Annotated in this window: 17 protein-coding genes; 5 read left to right on the top strand and 12 right to left on the bottom strand. The window is 72.8% G+C overall.

Features of this window, described 5'->3' with window-relative positions; all coding sequences use genetic code 11:
- Window positions 1-116: 116 nt before the first annotated feature.
- Window positions 117-1,469, bottom strand: a complete 1,353-nt coding sequence (locus KYY02_RS07185) for a class II 3-deoxy-7-phosphoheptulonate synthase (RefSeq protein ID WP_371236668.1) — start codon at window positions 1,467-1,469, stop codon at window positions 117-119.
- A gap of 50 nt (window positions 1,470-1,519) precedes the next feature.
- On the opposite strand from KYY02_RS07185, the gene KYY02_RS07180 reads away from it, so the two are divergent.
- Entirely contained in the window at window positions 1,520-1,621 is a 102-nt protein-coding gene (locus KYY02_RS07180) for a trp operon leader peptide (RefSeq protein ID WP_371236667.1), read from the top strand.
- Window positions 1,622-1,728: 107 nt separating this feature from the next.
- Window positions 1,729-3,609 (top strand): anthranilate synthase family protein, encoded by a 1,881-nt coding sequence (locus KYY02_RS07175; RefSeq protein WP_371236665.1) that lies wholly within the window; start codon window positions 1,729-1,731, stop codon window positions 3,607-3,609.
- On the opposite strand, the gene KYY02_RS07170 is transcribed toward KYY02_RS07175, so the two are convergent.
- From KYY02_RS07170 to KYY02_RS07155, 4 genes are all read right to left on the bottom strand, one after another.
- Entirely contained in the window at window positions 3,561-4,556 is a 996-nt protein-coding gene (locus KYY02_RS07170) for a 2-hydroxyacid dehydrogenase (protein ID WP_371236664.1), read from the bottom strand. The two genes, KYY02_RS07175 and KYY02_RS07170, sit on opposite strands and share 49 nt — an antisense overlap.
- 79 nt (window positions 4,557-4,635) lie before the next feature.
- Entirely contained in the window at window positions 4,636-5,328 is a 693-nt protein-coding gene (locus KYY02_RS07165) for a response regulator (protein WP_371236662.1), read from the bottom strand.
- Window positions 5,325-6,557 carry a MacS family sensor histidine kinase gene (gene macS / locus KYY02_RS07160; RefSeq protein WP_371236661.1) on the bottom strand — a complete coding sequence of 411 codons (1,233 nt, stop codon included), beginning with the start codon at window positions 6,555-6,557 and terminating at the stop codon, window positions 5,325-5,327. Before macS ends, KYY02_RS07165 begins: the two co-directional genes overlap by 4 nt.
- An 87-nt stretch (window positions 6,558-6,644) precedes the next feature.
- A complete protein-coding gene (locus KYY02_RS07155) occupies window positions 6,645-7,391 on the bottom strand; it encodes a lysophospholipid acyltransferase family protein (protein WP_371236833.1) in 747 nt (248 codons plus the stop codon).
- Between the two features lie 180 nt (window positions 7,392-7,571).
- Between KYY02_RS07155 and KYY02_RS07150 the strand changes: the two genes are divergently transcribed.
- Together KYY02_RS07150 and KYY02_RS07145 are read left to right on the top strand one after the other, a co-directional pair.
- On the top strand, window positions 7,572-8,369 hold the full coding sequence (locus KYY02_RS07150) for an alpha/beta hydrolase (RefSeq protein WP_371236659.1): 798 nt from the start codon (window positions 7,572-7,574) through the stop codon (window positions 8,367-8,369).
- Complete coding sequence (locus tag KYY02_RS07145) at window positions 8,362-9,021, top strand: hypothetical protein (protein WP_371236658.1); 660 nt, start codon at window positions 8,362-8,364, stop codon at window positions 9,019-9,021. The genes KYY02_RS07150 and KYY02_RS07145 overlap by 8 nt, the downstream gene beginning before the upstream one ends.
- A 6-nt stretch (window positions 9,022-9,027) precedes the next feature.
- Here the strand turns inward: KYY02_RS07145 and KYY02_RS07140 are convergent, their stop codons facing one another.
- The 6 genes from KYY02_RS07140 to KYY02_RS07115 form a co-directional block, all read right to left on the bottom strand.
- Window positions 9,028-9,804: an endonuclease/exonuclease/phosphatase family protein gene (locus KYY02_RS07140; RefSeq protein ID WP_371236656.1), complete on the bottom strand. Its 777-nt coding sequence runs from the start codon at window positions 9,802-9,804 to the stop codon at window positions 9,028-9,030.
- A 259-nt stretch (window positions 9,805-10,063) separates the two neighbouring features.
- A complete protein-coding gene (locus KYY02_RS07135; RefSeq protein ID WP_371236654.1) occupies window positions 10,064-11,017 on the bottom strand; it encodes an ROK family glucokinase in 954 nt (317 codons plus the stop codon).
- A 126-nt stretch (window positions 11,018-11,143) separates the two neighbouring features.
- Entirely contained in the window at window positions 11,144-11,662 is a 519-nt protein-coding gene (locus tag KYY02_RS07130) for a DUF5304 domain-containing protein (RefSeq protein WP_371236653.1), read from the bottom strand.
- Window positions 11,663-11,719: 57 nt separating this feature from the next.
- Entirely contained in the window at window positions 11,720-12,874 is a 1,155-nt protein-coding gene (locus KYY02_RS07125) for an ArsA family ATPase (protein ID WP_371236651.1), read from the bottom strand.
- Window positions 12,875-13,061: 187 nt separating this feature from the next.
- Entirely contained in the window at window positions 13,062-13,505 is a 444-nt protein-coding gene (locus KYY02_RS07120) for an SRPBCC family protein (protein ID WP_371236650.1), read from the bottom strand.
- A 126-nt stretch (window positions 13,506-13,631) separates the two neighbouring features.
- A complete protein-coding gene (locus tag KYY02_RS07115; protein WP_371236648.1) occupies window positions 13,632-14,429 on the bottom strand; it encodes a metallophosphoesterase family protein in 798 nt (265 codons plus the stop codon).
- 296 nt (window positions 14,430-14,725) lie between these two features.
- On the opposite strand from KYY02_RS07115, the gene KYY02_RS07110 reads away from it, so the two are divergent.
- Entirely contained in the window at window positions 14,726-16,522 is a 1,797-nt protein-coding gene (locus tag KYY02_RS07110; protein ID WP_371236647.1) for an AMP-dependent synthetase/ligase, read from the top strand.
- Window positions 16,523-16,650: 128 nt separating this feature from the next.
- Here KYY02_RS07110 and KYY02_RS07105 read toward each other — a convergent pair whose 3' ends face one another.
- Window positions 16,651-17,793, bottom strand: a complete 1,143-nt coding sequence (locus KYY02_RS07105; protein WP_371236646.1) for a glycosyltransferase family 4 protein — start codon at window positions 17,791-17,793, stop codon at window positions 16,651-16,653.
- Between the last annotated feature and the right edge of the window lie 120 nt (window positions 17,794-17,913).

Raw genomic sequence — 17,913 nt, 5'->3', positions numbered from 1 at the left:
CCCGACCCCTGATCGGTAAGGCTAACCTAACCTTACCTGCCGCCCGGAACACACAGAAGAGGGGCGGGGCGCGATCCGATGTGACGCAAGCCCCACCCCCTGTCCGGTCCCACCGGCTACTGGTCCCGGTACATCTCCGCGACGAGGAACGCCAGGTCGAGCGACTGGCTGCGGTTGAGCCGCGGGTCGCAGGCCGTCTCGTAGCGCTGGTGCAGATCGTCGACGAAGATCTCGTCGCCGCCGCCCACGCACTCGGTGACGTCGTCGCCGGTGAGTTCCACGTGGATGCCGCCCGGGTGCGTGCCGAGGCCCTTGTGGACCTCGAAGAAGCCCTTGACCTCGTCGAGCACGTCGTCGAAGCGGCGGGTCTTGTGGCCGGAGGCCGCCTCGAAGGTGTTGCCGTGCATCGGGTCGGTCACCCAGGCCACGGTGGCGCCGGACGCGGTGACCTTCTCGACCAGCTCGGGGAGCTTGTCGCGGATCTTGTCCGCGCCCATCCGGACGATGAAGGTCAGCCGGCCGGGCTCACGCTCGGGGTCGAGGCGCTCGATGTACTGCAGCGCCTCCTCGGCCGTGGTGGTCGGGCCGAGCTTGATGCCGATCGGGTTGCGGATCCGCGAGGCGAACTCGATGTGCGCGCCGTCCAGCTGCCGGGTGCGCTCACCGATCCACACCATGTGCGCGGAGACGTCGTACAGCTTCCCGGTGCGCGAGTCGACCCGGGTGAGGGCTGACTCGTAGTCGAGCAGCAGCGCCTCGTGCGAGGAGAAGAACTCGACGGTCCTGAACTCCTCCGGGTCGGTACCGCAGGCCCGCATGAAGTTCAGCGCGTTGTCGATCTCCCGGGCGAGCTGCTCGTAGCGCTGGCCGGAGGGCGACGACTTCACGAAGTCCTGGTTCCAGGCGTGCACCTGGCGCAGGTCGGCGTAGCCGCCGGTGGTGAAGGCGCGCACCAGGTTCAGCGTGGACGCCGACGCGTGGTACATGCGCTTCAGCCGCTCGGGGTCCGGGATCCGGGCCTCTTCGGTGAAGTCGAATCCGTTGACGGAGTCGCCCCGGTAGGTGGGCAGCGTCACGCCGTCGCGGGTCTCGGTGGGCTTGGAACGCGGCTTGGAGTACTGGCCGGCGATCCGCCCGACCTTCACCACGGGCACCGAGGCGGCGTACGTCAGCACGGCGCCCATCTGGAGCAGCGTCTTCAGCTTGTTGCGGATGTGGTCGGCGGACACGGCGTCGAAGGCCTCGGCGCAGTCGCCGCCCTGGAGGAGGAACGCCTCTCCCTCGGCGACGGACGCCATCCGGGCGCGCAGCTGGTCGCACTCGCCCGCGAAGACGAGCGGCGGATACGACTCGAGGTCCGCGATCACATCGCGCAGAGCCTCGGCATCGGGGTACTCGGGCTGCTGCGCCGCGGGAAGGTCTCGCCAGGTGTTGCCAGCGCTCGCGCTGGGCTTAGCGTTCACGGTCACGCCCCCAACATTACGGGGTGCTTTCGCGGCCACCGGGCCGTGCCCAGGAAATGAGACACGGGATGCGCTCCGTGGCATGGGGTAGGGTGCGTCGCATGTTCGCGCACTCGACCCGGAACTGGTGGTGGCCCGCTTCTCCGGCGGCCCACTGACTGCGCGTACGCACAGACTTCGCGAAGGCCGCCCGAGGGGCGGCCTTCGGTGTTTCCCGGGGTCGTTCCTCACGCTCACGACAGCGACGAGACGAGGGACACCCACCATGGACCTGACACAGCTTCCGCACGACGAACGCCCTTTCGCCCTGCTGCGCCGCCGCACGCCGGGCCACGCCCACGACGTGGTCGAGCTGCTGGTCGGCCCGGTCGGCACCCGTGAGCGCCTGGCCGACCTGCCCGACGAGTGCCTGGCGGTCGTCCCCTTCCGGCAGATCCGCGAGCGCGGCTTCGACGTCCGTGACGACGGCACCCCGCTGCTGGTGCTGACGCCCGAGGAGCGGTACGAGATCCCGCTCGCCGAGGCCCTCGACCGGCTCCCCGCGCACGACGTCCGGGTGGAGGGCGGCGGCTTCGACGTCGACGACGAGGAGTACGCGCGGATCGTCGGGCGGGTGCTGGACGAGGAGATCGGGCGGGGCGAGGGTGCCAACTTCGTGATCCGCAGGACGTACGAGGGCGGGATCCCCGGGTTCGGACGGGCCGACGCGCTCGCGCTGTTCCGGCGCCTGCTCGAGGGCGAGCGGGGCGCGTACTGGACGTTCGTCGTGCACACCGGGGACCGGACGCTGGTCGGCGCCAGCCCCGAGGTGCACGTCAGGGCGGCCGGCGGGACGGTCGTGATGAACCCGATCAGCGGCACCTACCGCTATCCGGACGGAGGGCCGACCCCCGAACACCTGCTGGGGTTCCTCGCCGACGGCAAGGAGATCGAGGAGCTGTCGATGGTCGTCGACGAGGAGCTCAAGATGATGTGCACCGTCGGCGACATGGGCGGGGTCGTGGTCGGGCCCCGGCTGAAGGAGATGGCGCACCTCGCGCACACCGAGTACGAGCTGCGCGGCCGGTCCTCGCTTGATGTGCGCGAGGTGCTGAAGGAGACCATGTTCGCGGCGACCGTCACCGGCTCGCCGGTGCAGAACGCCTGCCGGGTGATCGAACGGCACGAGGTGGGCGGGCGCGGCTACTACGCGGGCGCGCTGGCCCTCATCGGCCACGACGAGGGCGGGGCCCAGACACTGGACTCCCCCATTCTCATCCGCACCGCCGACATCGACGCCGCAGGCGGGCTGCGGGTGCCGGTCGGGGCCACGCTGGTGCGCGGCTCGGACCCGGCGGGCGAGGTCGCGGAGACCCACGCCAAGGCGGCCGGCGTACTGACCGCACTGGGCGTGCGTCCGGGACGCCCGCGCGAGGAGTCCGTACGGCCGAGGCTGGCCGACGACCCCCGGGTGCGGGCGGCGCTGGACGGACGGCGGGCCTCCCTGGCGCCGTTCTGGCTGCGGATGCAGGAGCCGTCGGACGCGCTGGCCGGTCACGCCCTGGTCGTCGACGGGGAGGACACCTTCACCGCGATGCTCGCCCACGTGCTGCGCGCCGCCGGGCTGGACGTGACCGTCCGCCGGTACGACGAGCCGGGGCTGCGGGAGGCGGTGCTCGGACACGACGGACCGCTGGTGCTGGGCCCCGGACCGGGCGACCCGTCCGACACGGCCGACCCGAAGATGCGTCTGCTGCGCGCGCTGACCGCCGAGGTGCTCCGGGGCGACCGGCACGGCGTCCTCGGGGTCTGCCTCGGCCACGAGCTGATCGCGGCCGAGCTGGGCCTGGAGACCGTGCGCAAGGAGGTGCCGTACCAGGGGGCGCAGACGGAGATCGACCTGTTCGGGCGGCCCGAGACGGTCGGCTTCTACAACAGCTTCGTGGCGCACTGCGACGAGGACGCCGCGCGGGAGCTGGCCGCGCACGGCGTCGAGGTGAGCCGCGCCGCAGGCGGCGAGGTGCACGCTCTTCGGGGGCCCGGCTTCGCCGGGGTGCAGTTCCACCCCGAGTCGGTGCTGACCCTGAACGGCGCGGCGATCGTCCGCGAGCTGGTGGGTCAGCTGCGGGGCACCAGGACGTTCTCGGAGCGGCGGCCGGCGGTGTAGTCGAGGACGTTGTCCACCGTGGTCTCGACGATCTGCCCGACGGCGTCCACGGTGTAGTACGCCTGGTGGGACGTGACCAGGACGTTCGGGAACGTGACGAGACGGGCCAGAGTGTCGTCGTCGACGGCCTGCAGGGACCTGTCGAGGAAGAACAGCCCCGCCTCCGCCTCGTACACGTCCAGGCCGACGCCCGTGAAGCGGCCCTCGCGCAGCTCGGCGACGAGGGCCGCGGTGTCGATGAGGCCGCCCCGGCTGGAGTTCACCAGGATCGCGTCGTCCCGCATCGTCCTCAGGGCGTCGGCGCCGATGAGGTGCCGGGTCTCGGGCAGCAGCGGGACGTGCAGGCTGATCAGGTCGGACTCGGCGAGGAGCTGCTCCTTGGGGACGTAGGTCATGCCGAGGTCCAGGCAGGCGGGATTCTCGGTGACGTCCCAGCCGAGCAGCCGCATGCCGAAGCCGTGGGCGATCCGGGCGAACGCCTCGCCGATCTTCCCGGTGCCGAGGATCCCGGCGGTGCGGCCGTGCAGGTCGCGGCCCATCAGTCCGTCGAGCCGGAAGTCGAAGTCACGGGTGCGGGTGGAGGCGCGCACGACCCGGCGGTTGACCGCCATGGCGAGCGTCCAGGCGAACTCGGCGACCGAGTACGGCGAGTAGTACGACACCCGGGCGACCGTCAGGCCGAGCCGTTCGGCGACCTCCAGGTCGATGTTGTTGAAGCCGGTGGAGCGCTGGGCGACCATCCGGGTGCCGCCGGCCGCGAGGCCGGAGAGCACCTCGGCGCCGAGGTCGCAGTTGACGCTGGTGGAGACGATCTCGTGGCCCGCGGCGATGGGGGCGGTGTCCGCGTTGAGGAAGACGTCGAGGCCGCGTACCTCGTGATGTCCCGCGAAGGCCCGCTCGACCAGGGGCTTCTCGTCGGCCTGCACTCCGAACGCCAGGATCTCCACGGTTCCCTCCGGGGTGGTGTCGCCGTATGCGCGAACATACGGGTGCCCCCGAGCCGCTCGGGGCAGGCACGGGGACGCGCTACACGTCGTCGAGGCCGCGCTCTATGGCGTAGCGGACGAGCTCGACGCGGTTGTGCAGCTGGAGCTTGCCGAGGGTGTTCTGCACGTGGTTCTGCACGGTGCGGTGGGAGATGACGAGCCGTTCGGCGATCTGCTTGTAGCTGAGGCCCTTGGCGACCAGGCGCAGCACCTCGGTCTCGCGGTCGGTCAGCCGGGGCGCCCCCGGTTCGCCGTCGGCCGGGGCGGGTCCGGCCGGTTCGGAGGCGAGGCGGCGGTACTCGCCGAGGACCAGTCCGGCCAGGCCGGGGGTGAACACCGGGTCGCCGACGGCCGTACGGCGCACCGCGTCCCGCAGGTCCTCGGTGGAGGCGGACTTCAGCAGGTAGCCGGTGGCGCCGGACTTCACCGCCTCCAGGACGTCGGCGTGCTCGCCGCTCGCCGAGAGCACGAGCACCCGGACCGCGGGGTTCGCGGCGACGACCTCCTTGCAGACCTGGACGCCCGGCTTGCCGGGCAGGTTCAGGTCGAGGACGAGGACGTCGGGGACGACGGCCTTGGCGCGGCGCACCGCCTGGTCGCCGTCACCGGCGGTGGCGACGACCCCGAAGCCGGACTCGGAGAGGTCGCGGGCGACGGCGTCGCGCCACATGGGATGGTCGTCGACCACCATGACCCTGATCGGGTCCTCGTGGTTCCCGGTGCTGTCCGTCATCGCCGTTCCGCCTTCCCTCGCGGGTGGTCCGCTTCCTTCGCGCTCCTGGGCACCTTCAGTTCGACCTCCGTGCCCTGCCCCGGCACCGAGATCAGTTCCGCGCTGCCGCCGAGGTCGCGCAGCCGGCCCCGGATGGACAGGGCCACGCCGAGCCGGCCCTCGCCCTCGGCCTGGGCGAGCCGGCCCTCGGGGATGCCGGGGCCGTCGTCGCGGACGGTGACGATCACCTCGTCCGGTTCGTCCTCGACCAGGATCCAGGCGCGTGCCTCCTGGCCGGCGTGCCTGCGGACATTGTCCAGGGCGGCCCCGACGGCGGCGGCCACCTCCCGCGCGGCGGCCGGCGCCAGCCGCACCGGCGCTCCCGGCTCGGCGAGGCCGACCAGGGATCCGGCGTAGGGGGCGAGCAGGGTGCGCAGGTCGACCGGCTCGTCGTCCGCGGTCTCGTCCACGGCCCGTACGACGGCGCCCTCGGCGGCGTCCTCCGAGGCCCGGGAGGCGGGGACGAGACCGCCGGAGACCAGGGTGCGCAGAGCGATCTCCTGCTCCCCGGCCAGCCGGCCCAGTTCGGCGGCCTCGCCGCCGATCACCGCGCCCCGGCGCTGCACCATGGCCAGCACCTGGAGCACGCTGTCGTGGATGTCCCGCGCGAGCCGCTCCCGCTCCCTGGTCGCGGCCTCGATCTCCAGGGCTCGGGCGAGGGTGCGCTCGGAGGCGCGGGCGACCTCGACGACGTAGCCGATGGCGATGGAGGCGACCCACACGAGGATCACGTTGTGCACGGTGTCGCGGGCGGGGCTGCCGCGTTCGATCAGGTTGGCGACGGCGACGAGGGTGGAGGCGAGGGCCGCCCAGCGCCAGCCGCCCTTGATCGCGAACGCGAGCACCGATCCGGCGGTCCAGATGGACGGCAGGGTCGGGCCTCCCCCGTGGATGCGCTCGGGCGCGTCGGCGAGGGGTGTGAGCAGGATGCCGGTGATCGCCACGGTGAGGTCGGCGGTGAGGAAGCGCCTGGTGCAGGCGGCCTCGCCCGCGGTTCTGGGCAGGGTGGCCAGGGTCCACACCGCGAGGACGGCGAAGTAGCCGACGGCGAGCCAGGGGCGGGGGAAATCCTCGTAGGCGGTCGCGAACAGACCGATGGCGTACACCAGGGCGAGGATCCGGTAGCCGGTGAGCGCGCGCCACAGCGGCTGCTCGACCGACATGCGCATGACTCGCTCGCGCCTGGCCATGTCCCCCACTTCCCCCCTGCGCCCCCGTCCAGGGGGCGGGCCGTCGCCCGTTCCGCTGCTTCCGGCCGGCCTGCTCCCTCGCGGCCTTCAGCTTCCGGCCTGTTCCCTCTCCTCGCGGGCGAGCGCGGCCTTCGCCGCCCTCTCCGCCTCCTTCTCGGCCCTGGCCGCCTCCGAGAGCTGCCGCTTCATGGCGGTGGCGTACATGTCGACGTACTCCTGGCCGGACAGCTTCATGATCTCGTACATGACCTCGTCGGTCACCGCGCGGAGCACGAAGCGGTCGTGCTCCATGCCCTGGTAGCGGCTGAAGTCCAGCGGCCTGCCGATCCGGATGCCGGGCCGCATCAGCTTCGGCATCACCCGTCCGGGCGGCTGGATCTTCTCCGTGTCGATCATGGCGACCGGGATGACGGGCGCCCCGGTGGCCAGCGCCACGCGTGCGAGGCCGCCGGGCTTGCCCCGGTAGAGGCGGCCGTCGGGCGAGCGGGTGCCCTCCGGGTAGATGCCGAACAGCTCGCCGCGCTCCAGCACCTCGATGCCGCTCCTGATCGCCGCCTCGCCCGCGCCGCGCGCACCGGAGCGGTCCACCGGGAGCTGGCCCGCGCCCTTGAAGAAGGCGGCCGTCAGCCGGCCCTTCACGCCCGGGGTGGTGAAGTACTCGGCCTTGGCGATGAAGGTGACCTTGCGGTCCAGCACGGCCGGCAGGAAGAAGGAGTCCGAGAACGACAGGTGGTTGCTGGCCAGGACGGCCGGGCCCTCGGCGGGGATGTTCTCCAGGCCCTCCACCCAGGGCCTGAAGGCGAGCTTCAGCGGCCCTCCGATGGCGACCTTCATCGTGCCGTACAACAACCGAGTGCCTCCCGTGCGTGTTGTTCAGACCATATCCCGGAGCACCGTCGACGGGCCCGACGGCCCTGGTCGGTGTCAGTGCGGTCGCGTACGGTGAAGGTCCTGCAACCCGTGTGCGGCGCCTGCCGCGATCACCGTGACCTTCCTACGAACAGGAGGCCGAAGGTGCCGCTCCTGACCGGAGCCGAGCCGTTCCGCCACGAGGGCGGGGAGACCGCCGTCCTCCTCTGCCACGGCTTCACCGGTTCACCGCAGTCGCTGCGCCCCTGGGCGCAGCACCTCGCCGCGTGCGACCTGACCGTCTCACTGCCGTTGCTGCCCGGGCACGGCACCCGCTGGCAGGACCTCGGGGTCACCGGCTGGCAGGACTGGTACGCGGAGGTGGACCGCGAGCTGCGGCTGCTGCTGGACCGCCGTGAACGGGTCTTCGTCGCCGGCCTGTCGATGGGCGGCGCGCTGGCGCTGCGGCTGGCCGCGTCGCACGGTGACTCGGTGAGCGGGGTGATGGTCGTCAACCCGGCGAACAAGATGCACGGGGTGGCCGCGCACGCCCTCCCTGTCCTGCGCCACCTCGTCCCCGCGACGAAGGGCATCGCGAGCGACATCGCGAAGCCGCTGAGCAGGGAGCTCGGCTACGACCGGGTGCCACTGCACGCGGCGCACTCGCTGCGGGACTTCCTCCGGCTCGTCGACGGCGAGCTGCCCCAGGTCACCCAGCCCCTGTTGCTGATGCGCAGCCCGCAGGACCATGTGGTGCCGCCCGCGGACTCGGCGCGGATCCTCGGCCGGGTGTCGTCGACGGACGTCACCGAGATCCTGCTGGAACAGAGCTACCACGTGGCGACGTTGGACCATGACGCGGAGCGGATCTTCCAGGAGAGCACCGCGTTCATCGGCCGGCTCGCACCCGGTGCCGTCAAGGAGCCCGGTCTCGGCAAGGAAGGGACGACCGCAGGTGGCTGAGCACGACTCGGACCGCGAGGACCGTGAGGACCGCGAAGGCCGTGAGGACCGCGAAGGCCGCGAGGACCGCGAAGGCCGCGAGGACCGCGAAGGCCGCGAAGGCCGTGAGCCGGAGGAGAAGGGGCTCCCCCTCGACGAGTCCGCCGCGTGGGAGGCGATCGTCGCCGGGTACGGCGAGGAGCCGCCGGACCCGCCGGGCGCCAAGCCGTTCAAGTCCGTCGAGGACCTGGCGCTGCTGGAGCCCGAGACGAACGACGGCGAGGCGGAGGCCGAGGCCCCCGCCAGGGCCGAGGACAAGCCGGCCAAGCCGCTGGGCGGCTCCGTCTCCTTCGCCCCCGGCGTCGGCGGCCCGCGCGACTACAGCGTGGCCGAGCCCTCGGACGACGACCTCGGCGAGACCGACGAGGGCCACTTCGTCCCGCCGGAGCCCCCGCCGCTCCCGGACGCCGACGTCACGTCGAAGTTCGCCTGGCTCGGCGTGCTGGGCGGCCCGGTCCTCCTCCTGCTGGCGATCCTGCTCGGCTGGGAGATGACCTGGTGGCTGACCACCCTGTGCATCGGCGGCTTCCTGGGCGGCTTCGCCACGCTGGTGATGCGCATGCGCACGGACGACGAGGACGACGACGATCCGGGGCGGGGCGCGGTGGTCTGACCGCTGCTACGCGGCGGGAATCCCGTTCCGCGCGGCGGGAATCCGGAGAGCGGCCAGGACCGGGAGGTGGTCCGTGGCCGCCCTCAGGTCTGCCGCGCTCACCCCGGGCTGTTCGAGCGGAACCCCGCAGCCCAGCACCTCGACGCCCTTGGTGGCGAAGAGGGCGTCGATCCGCCGCAGCGGTTCGTCACGGACCCAGGTGTGCTCGCCGCCCCAGGGAGCGGCGGCCCAGCAGTCGGTGAGCGACTCGGCCAGCCGCCGGAAGGTGCGTCCGTCCGGCCGCTCGTTCACGTCCCCGCCCGCGACCGCGTGCTCGACCCCCATCCCGGCGAGCCGGTCCAGGAGCATGCCGCCCTGCTCGTACCGCTCGTCCTTCCGCAAGGACAGATGACAGCTCAGCACGCCGAGCCGGGCGCCCCCGAACCGTACGACGGCGGTGGCGAACCCCCGCCGGTGCTGCCCGGGGGTGAGCGGCAGCAGTACGTCCTCGGTCCGCTCGACGGTCGCCCGCAGCGAGCACAGCATCGCGGGCCCGGCGGCCGTGGCGCCCCCGGAGAGGATGACGAGGCCCGTCTCCGAGGCGAGCCGTGCCAGCTTCTTGCGCCAGCGGAAGAACCGCGGCGCCTCCTGGAGCAGGACGAGGTCGGGAGCGCAGGCGGTGATCACCCGGGCGAGGGCGTCGGTGTCGTCGCGCATCGAACGGATGTTGTAGCTGAGTACCCGGATGACGGCCGAACCGTCGGACTCGGTCCGTGAGTCGGGCAGCAGCGGAGTCGTCGCCATGCGGATCAAGATACGCCGTTCGGCGACGCCTCCTCGGCGGCGGGATCCCGAACACGGCCGATCGGAGCGACGCGCTCGGCCCCGCTCCAGCGAAGCGGTCGCATCCGTCGACGACGCCGGGAAGAGATGGACCTCGCTGCTCACCGAGGGTTCCCCTCGGCTTCCGGCTCCGCACCGGGCGCGCCCTCCGCCGGTCACGGCTGCGCCCGCCGTCCCCGGAGGGGGCAGGCGGGCGCGGCCGTGCGGGCGGGCAGGGGTGTCACATGATCGGGTCGGGCTCCCTGGCCAGGTCCGCCGCGCCCACCAGGCCCGCCTTGTTGCCGAGCTGGGCGCCGAGGACTTCGGCGACCGGACGCCAGTTGCCGCCGACCAGCCAGCGCTTGTAGGACTTGCGGATCGGGCCGAGGACCAGTTCGCCCTCGTCGGAGAGGCCGCCGCCGACGATGAAAGCGGAGGGGTCGAAGAGGGAGGCCAGGTCGGCGAGGCCGGCGCCGACCCAGCGGGCCAGCTCGCGGTAGGAGTCGACGGCCACCCGGTCGCCCTGGCGGGCGGCCATGGAGACGTGCTTGCCCTCGATGCCCTCAGGGGTGCCGTCGCCGAGGGAGAGCAGGATCTCGGCGTTCTCGGGGGTGGCGTTGGCGCGCTGCTTGGCGTAGCGGACGAGGGCGCGGCCGGAGGCGTACTGCTCCCAGCAGCCCTGCGAGCCGCAGCCGCACAGCAGGCCGTCCGGCACCATGCGGATGTGGCCGAACTCGGCGGCCACGCCGAAGTGGCCGCGGCGCAGCTTGTTGCCGATGATCACACCGCCGCCGAGGCCGGTGCCGAGCGTGATGCAGATGACGTTGCGGTGGCCGGCGCCCGCGCCGAACTTGTACTCGCCCCAGGCGGCGGCGTTGGCGTCGTTCTCCACGACGACCGGGAGACCCGTGCGGGCCTCGACCTTCTCCTTGAGCGGCTCGTTGCGCCAGTCGATGTTGGGCGCGAAGTACACCGTCGAACGCTGGCGGTCGACGTATCCGGCCGCACCGATGCCCACGCCGCCGATGTCGTGTCCGGCGCGCGCTCCCTCCACCGCGGAGGCGATGGCGTCCACGATCTCCTCGGGCGTGCCCGGGGTCGGCACCTTGTGGGTCGAGAGGATGTTGCCTTCCTCGTCGACCACGCCGGCCGCGATCTTCGTGCCGCCGATGTCGACGCCGATGGTGAGTCCCATGAATCCCTCAGTTCCGGTCGAGCCCCGCTACCGCCAACGGTACCCGAGGCGCTGCCCTCGGGGACCGGGCGTCCGTACGGTGAGCGGTCCGGCGGGGATCATGGGCGGCCAGCCGGGGCCCCGGCGTCAGTCCAGGTCGATGTGCTCGCCGGAGCCGGTGCCGGGGTCGTCGCCGCGGTCCCGGCGCTCGCCGGGGTCGCGGGGGCCGGACTCGTGGGCCGTCCAGCGGCGCTCCTGGTCCTGTACGGCGGAGCGGTAGGCGGCGAGGAGTTCGTTGCCGGCGGCGGCGAGGTGGTCGAAGACGTCGGGGTTGCGTTCGACGACGGGCTCGACGGCGGCCTTCGCCTGCTGGACGACCTGCCGCACCACCTGCTGCGCGGCCGGTCCGGCGACCGCGCCGAACAGCGGGGACTGCAGCCCGGAGAGCTTGTCGGCGACCACGTCGACGAACTTCTTCAGCTCCTCGGCGGCGGAGCCGGGGGGCGGTCCGTACCGGTCGCGGCGGCGGGCCTTCTCCGCCTCCAGGTCCTCGGCGGCGGCGGTCGCCCAGGCGTCGGAGTGGGTCTCGGCCGCCCGTGCGTCGTCCACCGGCTTGTCGACGATCTCGTCCCCGGCGTCGCCGGACGGGGGGAGCTGTTCGCTCATGACGGACTCCTGACTGCGGATGGCTCCTTCGACGTTACCCGAACGGCCGGCGTCGCTTCAGCGGGTGCGCGGCCACAGCTGCGGATCCGGCCGGAAGCGGATGCGCAGCTCGTCCTCGCGCAGGGCGGCGCCGACGACGGTGCAGCGGCGCAGCGCGGAGGGCAGCAAGACGATACGGCGGAACGGGCCGGCGGTGACCACGATCTCGTCGCCGCGCCGGATCAGGTCGAGTTCGTCGCGGCGGGCGCCCGGCAGGGGGATGTGCCAGACGAGGACGCCGTCGTCGGCGAGCCGGTCCTCCACCGGCCACCGGGTGGCGCCGCCCGGTTCCGTCCCGGCGCCGGGTACGGCGAGCGCGGTGAGGTCGTCGGCGCCGCGCGGATCGCGGCCCAGGTGGGCGACCGGGTGGACGGCGTACGACTCCCGCCACTCGTCCAGGGTCTTGCGCTGCTGGGCCACGGGCCCGGCCAACCAGCCGCCCGCCTCGCCCTCCGGCAGGACGCGGGTCGCGATCAGCGCGTCGGGGCGCAGTCCGCGCAGGGCGAGCCCGAGGACCGCGGTGCGTACGGCGTCGGCGCCGGCGGGGCCCGGCTCGGCGACCAGGCGTACGACGGTGGCGCGGTCGGCGAGCACTGCCTCCACGGAGGCCAGCTGGAGGTCCAGCCGGGCCGCCGTCTCGTACAGCCACTCCGCGGGCATGGGGACGCCGGCCAGGCGGCCGAGCAGGGGGCGCAGGGCGCGGGCGGCCTGCCGCTCGGGCGGGAGCAGACGGCGCAGGTAGCGGCGGAGTTCCCCGGGCAGGGCGAGGAGGCAGAGGGCGCGCGGGGTGGGCGGGAGGTCCACGACGACGAGGTCGTACGCGTCCTCCGCCAGCGCGGCGTCGCGCAGAGCGCGCAGGGTGGCGAGTTCCTCGGCGCCGGGAAGCGGGGCGATCTCCTCGGGCTCGAGGCGGGAGGCGCCGAGGAGGTCCAGGGCGGAGGCGGCGCGGTCCTGGAGGGCGGCGAGGTCGGCGCGGAAGTCGGCGTCGGGGTCGACGCGCTGCACTCTGAGGCGTGGGGTGGCCCCGGTGCCCAGCACGGGTCCCAGGGTGTCCGTGCGGTCGGTGCCGAGGAGCAGGGTGCGGGCGCCCCCACGGGCTGCGGCGAGCGCGGTGGCGGCGGCGGTCGTGGTGCGGCCGCTGCCGCCGGGGCCCGTGATCAGGAGGGTGCGCATGGACGTGAACCGTAACGGACGCGGGCGGGGGCGGGTGCTGCTCGCCCGCGCTTGCGGGTGCCTCCCCGCCCTGGCTCCTGCCCCACTTCCGGCTTCGCTCGAACGGGGGCCCCGTCGCCCCGGGGGCGCCACCGGGCCCTCAAGGCACCGAGGGAGGCACGACTTGCCCGCGGCTACGGGCAGGGCGCTACTTCTGGCCCGACTCCACCCGCTTCTTCAGGCCGGCCAGGGCTCGGTCGATGATGACCTTCTCGGCCTTGCGCTTGATCATACCGAGCATGGGGATCTTGACGTCGACGGTCAGGCGGTAGGTGACCTCGGTGGTGCCGGGGCCGGCCGGGGCGAGGATGTAGGAGCCGTCCAGGGAGCGGAGCATCTGGGACTTCACCAGGGTCCAGGAGACCTCGTGCTGACCGGTCCAGGTGTACGCCAGGGTCTGGTCGTCCTTGATCGCGCCGGCGTCCATGACGAGACGCACCTGCTCGGCGCGGCCCTCGGCGTCGGTCGCGAGGACCTCCGCCTCCTTCACCTCACCGGTCCAGTCCGGGTAGCGGGCGAAGTCGGCGATCACCCCCATGACGTCGGCCGCCGCCGCCTCGATCGTGATGCTCGAGCTGGTGTGTTCCGCCATCGCCGTGGCTCCTCCGGATGCGGGCCGGTCATCGTCGTCGCCGTGCGCCAGGCGTACGGCGCACGCGCGTGCAGCGGAAGGCTACCGCGCGTGCGGCCCGGACCACTCACCCGACCTGGGACATCGTCACCATTCCAGCCGCCAGGGCCGCCCGCTGCTCGCGAAGTGCCCCACGTTCACGCACTCGGTGGCGCCGATCCGCATCCGCCGCGCCAGCGGCTGGTGGACGTGCCCGAACAGGGAGTAGCGGGGCCGGGTGCGGCGGATGGCGTCCAGCAGGGCCCGGCTGCCGCGCTCGAAGCGGCGCGCGACGGTGTCGTAGACCAGTTCGGGCACCTCCGGCGGGATGTGCGTGCACAGCACGTCCACCTCGCCCACGGCCTCGATCTTCGCCGCGTACTCCTCGTCGTCGATCTCGTACGGCGTGCGCATCGGCGTGCGCAGGCCGCCGCCGACGAAGCCGAAGGTCCGGCCGCCGATCTCCACCCGCTGTCCGTCCAGCACGGTCGTGCCGGGGCCCGCGTACTCCGGCCACAGGGACGGCACGTCGACGTTGCCGTACGTCGCGTACGTCGGCGTGGGGAACGCGGCGAACAGTTCGGCGTACTGCTTGCGCACCCCCTTCTCGATCGCGGCGGCCCGGTCCCCGCCGATGTCCGCCCACAGCCGGCGCTGGAACTCGCGCGCCTCCTCGAAGCGGCGGGCGGTGCGCAGCTCCACGATGCGGTCGGTGTTCTCCACGCCGAACAGATCGGGGAAGATGCCGCGCGAGCGGTCGGCGTAGTCGAGGAAGAGCACCAGGTCGCCCAGGCAGATCAAGGCGTCGGCGCCCTCGCCGGCCCGGGCCAGGTCGCGGGCGTTGCCGTGCACGTCGCTGACCACGTGGACGCGTGTGCGCGGGGTCCCGCCGGGTGTCGATGCCATGGCGGTCAAGGGTAAGCGTGTGGGGCACACGGGGACAATGTCGGGCCTACCTGCGGTTACTGGCTCGTCGGTTCCGGGGTGGACTACTGTGCGCAATGAAACACCAACCTGTGTGACGCAGCGAACATCTCGCCGGGACCCCCTGTCGTCAACGCCGTACCGGCGGGTAACGTCCGGGCAGTCCAGTCGTGCTCGGGATTTCAACATGTGAATTCGCGAGCACCCGCCCGAGCCTTGGACCGCACCGTCGCATCGCACAACGTCGTGGCGCCGGCGCCCTAAGAGGAGCAGCAGTCTTGCGCGAGTTCAGCCTTCCGGCTCTGTACGAGGTCCCCGCGGACGGAAATCTCACCGACATCGTCCGCAGAAACGCCGCGCAGCATCCCGACGTCGCCGTCATCGCCCGCAAGGTCGGCGGTACCTGGCAGGACGTGACGGCCACCGCCTTCCTCGCGGAGGTGCGGACTGCCGCCAAGGGCATGATCGCCGCCGGTGTGCGGCCCGGCGACCGGGTCGGCCTGATGTCCCGCACCCGCTACGAGTGGACGCTGCTGGACTTCGCGATCTGGAGCGCCGGCGCGGTGACCGTGCCGGTGTACGAGACCAGCTCGCCGGAGCAGGTGGCGTGGATCCTCGGCGACTCCGGCGCCACCGCCTGCTTCGTGGAGCTCGACGCCCACGCGGCGACGGTGGAGTCGGTGCGCGACCGGCTGCCCGCGCTGAGGAACCTGTGGCGGATCGAGTCCGGCGGCATCGAGGAGCTGGGCCGGCTCGGTCAGGACGTCACCGACGAGACGGTCGAGGAGCGCGGCTCGTCCGCGAAGGCGGACGACCCGGCGACCATCGTCTACACCTCCGGCACCACCGGCCGTCCCAAGGGCTGTGTGCTGACCCACCGCAGCTTCTTCGCCGAGTGCGGCAACATCGTGGAGCGGCTGCGCCCGCTGTTCCGCACCGGCGAGTGCTCGGTGCTGCTGTTCCTGCCGCTCGCGCACGTCTTCGGCCGGCTGGTGCAGGTCGCGCCCATGATGGCGCCCATCAAGCTGGGCTGCGTGCCCGACATCAGGAACCTCACCGACGAGCTGGCCGCGTTCCGTCCGACGCTGATCCTGGGCGTCCCGCGGGTGTTCGAGAAGGTCTACAACGCGGCGCGGGCCAAGGCGCAGGCCGACGGCAAGGGGAGGATCTTCGACAAGGCGGCCGACACCGCGATCGCCTACAGCCGGGCGCTGGACACGCCGTCCGGGCCGTCGTTCGGCCTGAGGATCAGGCACAGGCTGTTCGACAAGCTGGTCTACGGCAAGCTGCGCGCGGTGCTGGGCGGGCGCGGCGAGTACGCCATCTCGGGCGGCGCCCCGCTGGGCGAGCGCCTGGGGCACTTCTTCCGCGGCATCGGCTTCAGCGTGCTGGAGGGCTACGGGCTGACCGAGTCGTGCGCGGCCACCGCGTTCAACCCGTGGGACCGGCAGAAGATCGGCACGGTCGGCCAGCCGCTGCCCGGCTCGGTGATCCGGATAGCGGACGACGGCGAGGTACTGCTGCACGGCGAGCACCTGTTCACGGGCTACTGGAACAACCCGGGCGCCACCGCCGAGGCGCTGGCCGACGGCTGGTTCCACACGGGGGACATCGGCACGCTGGACGAGGACGGTTACCTGCGGATCACCGGCCGCAAGAAGGAGATACTGGTGACGGCGGGCGGCAAGAACGTCGCCCCGGCGGTCATCGAGGACCGGATCCGGGCGCACGCGCTGGTGGCGGAGTGCATGGTCGTGGGCGACGGTCGGCCGTTCGTGGGTGCGCTGGTCACCCTCGACGAGGAGTTCCTGGGCCGGTGGTGCGCCGAGCACGGGAAGCCGGCGGGGTCGACCGCGGAGTCGCTGAGCGAGGACCCCGATCTGCTCGCGGCGGTCCAGGCGGCCGTCGACGACGGCAACTCGGCGGTCTCCAAGGCGGAGTCGGTGCGGAAGTTCCGTGTTCTGCCCGCGCAGTTCACCGAGGAGTCGGGGCATTTGACTCCGTCGCTGAAGCTGAAGCGGAACGTCGTCGCCAAGGACTACGCCCACGAGATCGAGGCGATCTACGCCGAGTGATCGGTGGTGAGGCGCCGTTCGGGGCGCCTCGTGGACGCCGTGGGCGGGTGCGGGCCGCACGTGGTTTCCCGCACGGTTCCCCGCGCCCCTGAAGCGCTGTTCCCGGCCGCGTTCCTCGGCACAGCTCGTCAGAGCAGCCTCTCCAGGCGCTCGGCCAGGAGGTCCCAGCGCCATCTCTGCTCGACCCACTCGCGGCCCCGCTCGCCCATCCTCCGGCGGAGTCCCTCGTCGGCGAGGAGGGTGGTGATGCGGTCGGCCGTCTGGTCGGCCGCATCACCCGCGACGACCCAGCCGGTCTCGCCGTCGAGGACCGCGTCGGGGGCGCCGCCGGAGTCGCCGGCGACCACCGGGAGACCGGTCGCGGAGGCCTCCAGGTAGACGATGCCGAGACCCTCGACGTCCAGGCCCCCGCGCCGGGTGCGGCACGGCATCGCGAAGACGTCCCCGGCGCCGTAGTGGGCGGGCAGCTCGGACCAGGGGACGGAGCCGGTGAAGCGGACGGAGGCGGCGACGCCCGTGTCCCGGGCGAGCCGGCGCAGGTCCTTCTCGTAGGGGCCGCCGCCGACGACCAGCAGGACGGCGTCCGGTTCGGCGGCCAGGATCGCGGGCATCGCCCGGATCAGCGTGTCCTGCCCCTTGCGCGGCACCAGCCGGGAGACGCACACGACCACCGGCCGGTCGGTCAGCCCGAGCCGGGCCCGGACCCCGTCGCCGCCCGAACCGGGGTGGAAGGTCTTCTCGTCGACCCCGGGCGGCAGCTGCACCATCCGCGAGGCGGCCCGGGGGGTGAGCGCCGAGGCGATCCGGGAGCGCGTGTACTCGCCGAGGTAGGTGATCGTGTCCGTGGAGTCCCCGATGCGGCGCAGGAGCTGCCGCGCGGCGGGCAACTGGGCCCAGCCGGCCTCGTGGCCGTGGGTGGTGGCCACGATCCGCTCGGCGCCCGCCCGGCGCAGCGCCGGCGCCATCAGGCCGAGCGGCGCCGCCGCCCCGAACCACACCGAGGTGCACCCGTGCTCGCGCAGCAGCCCGACGGCCCGCCGGGTGACGGCCGGAGTGGGCAGCAGCATGGTCGTACGGTCGCGTACGACGGTGAAGGGCTGCTCGGCGTCGAAGGCGGCGGTCGCCTCGACGCCCTCCCGGGAGCGCTTCCAGGTGGAGGCGTAGACGACGAGCCGCTCCGGGTCGAGCCGCAGCGCCATGTTGTGCAGGAACGCCTGGATGCCGCCGGGGCGGGGCGGGAAGTCGTTGGTCACGATCAGGGTCTTGTGCATCGCCGCCGACCTTACCGAACGGGGGAGCGCCGTCCGCCGCGACGGTGCTCTGTGGCACGTACACCGGTGTCCGGGACATCATGGCCCCTCACGACCGCACACCGGACGGGCAGGGAGCAG

Origin of the sequence: Streptomyces pimonensis, from assembly GCF_041380215.1 — a bacterium.
Classification (GTDB): Bacteria; Actinomycetota; Actinomycetes; order Streptomycetales; family Streptomycetaceae; genus Streptomyces; species Streptomyces pimonensis.
This window is presented reverse-complemented; position numbering and strand designations above follow the sequence as displayed.

Excerpts from the sequence above, each read along its gene's own strand:
- KYY02_RS07180 (WP_371236667.1), top strand. The coding sequence starts at position 1,520 with ATGAGACACGGGATGCGCTCCGTGGCATGGGGTAGGGTGCGTCGCATG.
- KYY02_RS07175 (WP_371236665.1), top strand. The coding sequence starts at position 1,729 with ATGGACCTGACACAGCTTCCGCACGACGAACGCCCTTTCGCCCTGCTG.
- KYY02_RS07165 (WP_371236662.1), bottom strand. The coding sequence starts at position 5,328 with ATGACGGACAGCACCGGGAACCACGAGGACCCGATCAGGGTCATGGTG.
- macS (WP_371236661.1), bottom strand. The coding sequence starts at position 6,557 with ATGGCCAGGCGCGAGCGAGTCATGCGCATGTCGGTCGAGCAGCCGCTG.
- KYY02_RS07155 (WP_371236833.1), bottom strand. The coding sequence starts at position 7,391 with ATGAAGGTCGCCATCGGAGGGCCGCTGAAGCTCGCCTTCAGGCCCTGG.
- KYY02_RS07140 (WP_371236656.1), bottom strand. The coding sequence starts at position 9,804 with ATGGCGACGACTCCGCTGCTGCCCGACTCACGGACCGAGTCCGACGGT.
- KYY02_RS07135 (WP_371236654.1), bottom strand. The coding sequence starts at position 11,017 with ATGGGACTCACCATCGGCGTCGACATCGGCGGCACGAAGATCGCGGCC.
- KYY02_RS07130 (WP_371236653.1), bottom strand. The coding sequence starts at position 11,662 with ATGAGCGAACAGCTCCCCCCGTCCGGCGACGCCGGGGACGAGATCGTC.
- KYY02_RS07125 (WP_371236651.1), bottom strand. The coding sequence starts at position 12,874 with ATGCGCACCCTCCTGATCACGGGCCCCGGCGGCAGCGGCCGCACCACG.
- KYY02_RS07120 (WP_371236650.1), bottom strand. The coding sequence starts at position 13,505 with ATGGCGGAACACACCAGCTCGAGCATCACGATCGAGGCGGCGGCGGCC.
- KYY02_RS07115 (WP_371236648.1), bottom strand. The coding sequence starts at position 14,429 with ATGGCATCGACACCCGGCGGGACCCCGCGCACACGCGTCCACGTGGTC.
- KYY02_RS07105 (WP_371236646.1), bottom strand. The coding sequence starts at position 17,793 with ATGCACAAGACCCTGATCGTGACCAACGACTTCCCGCCCCGCCCCGGC.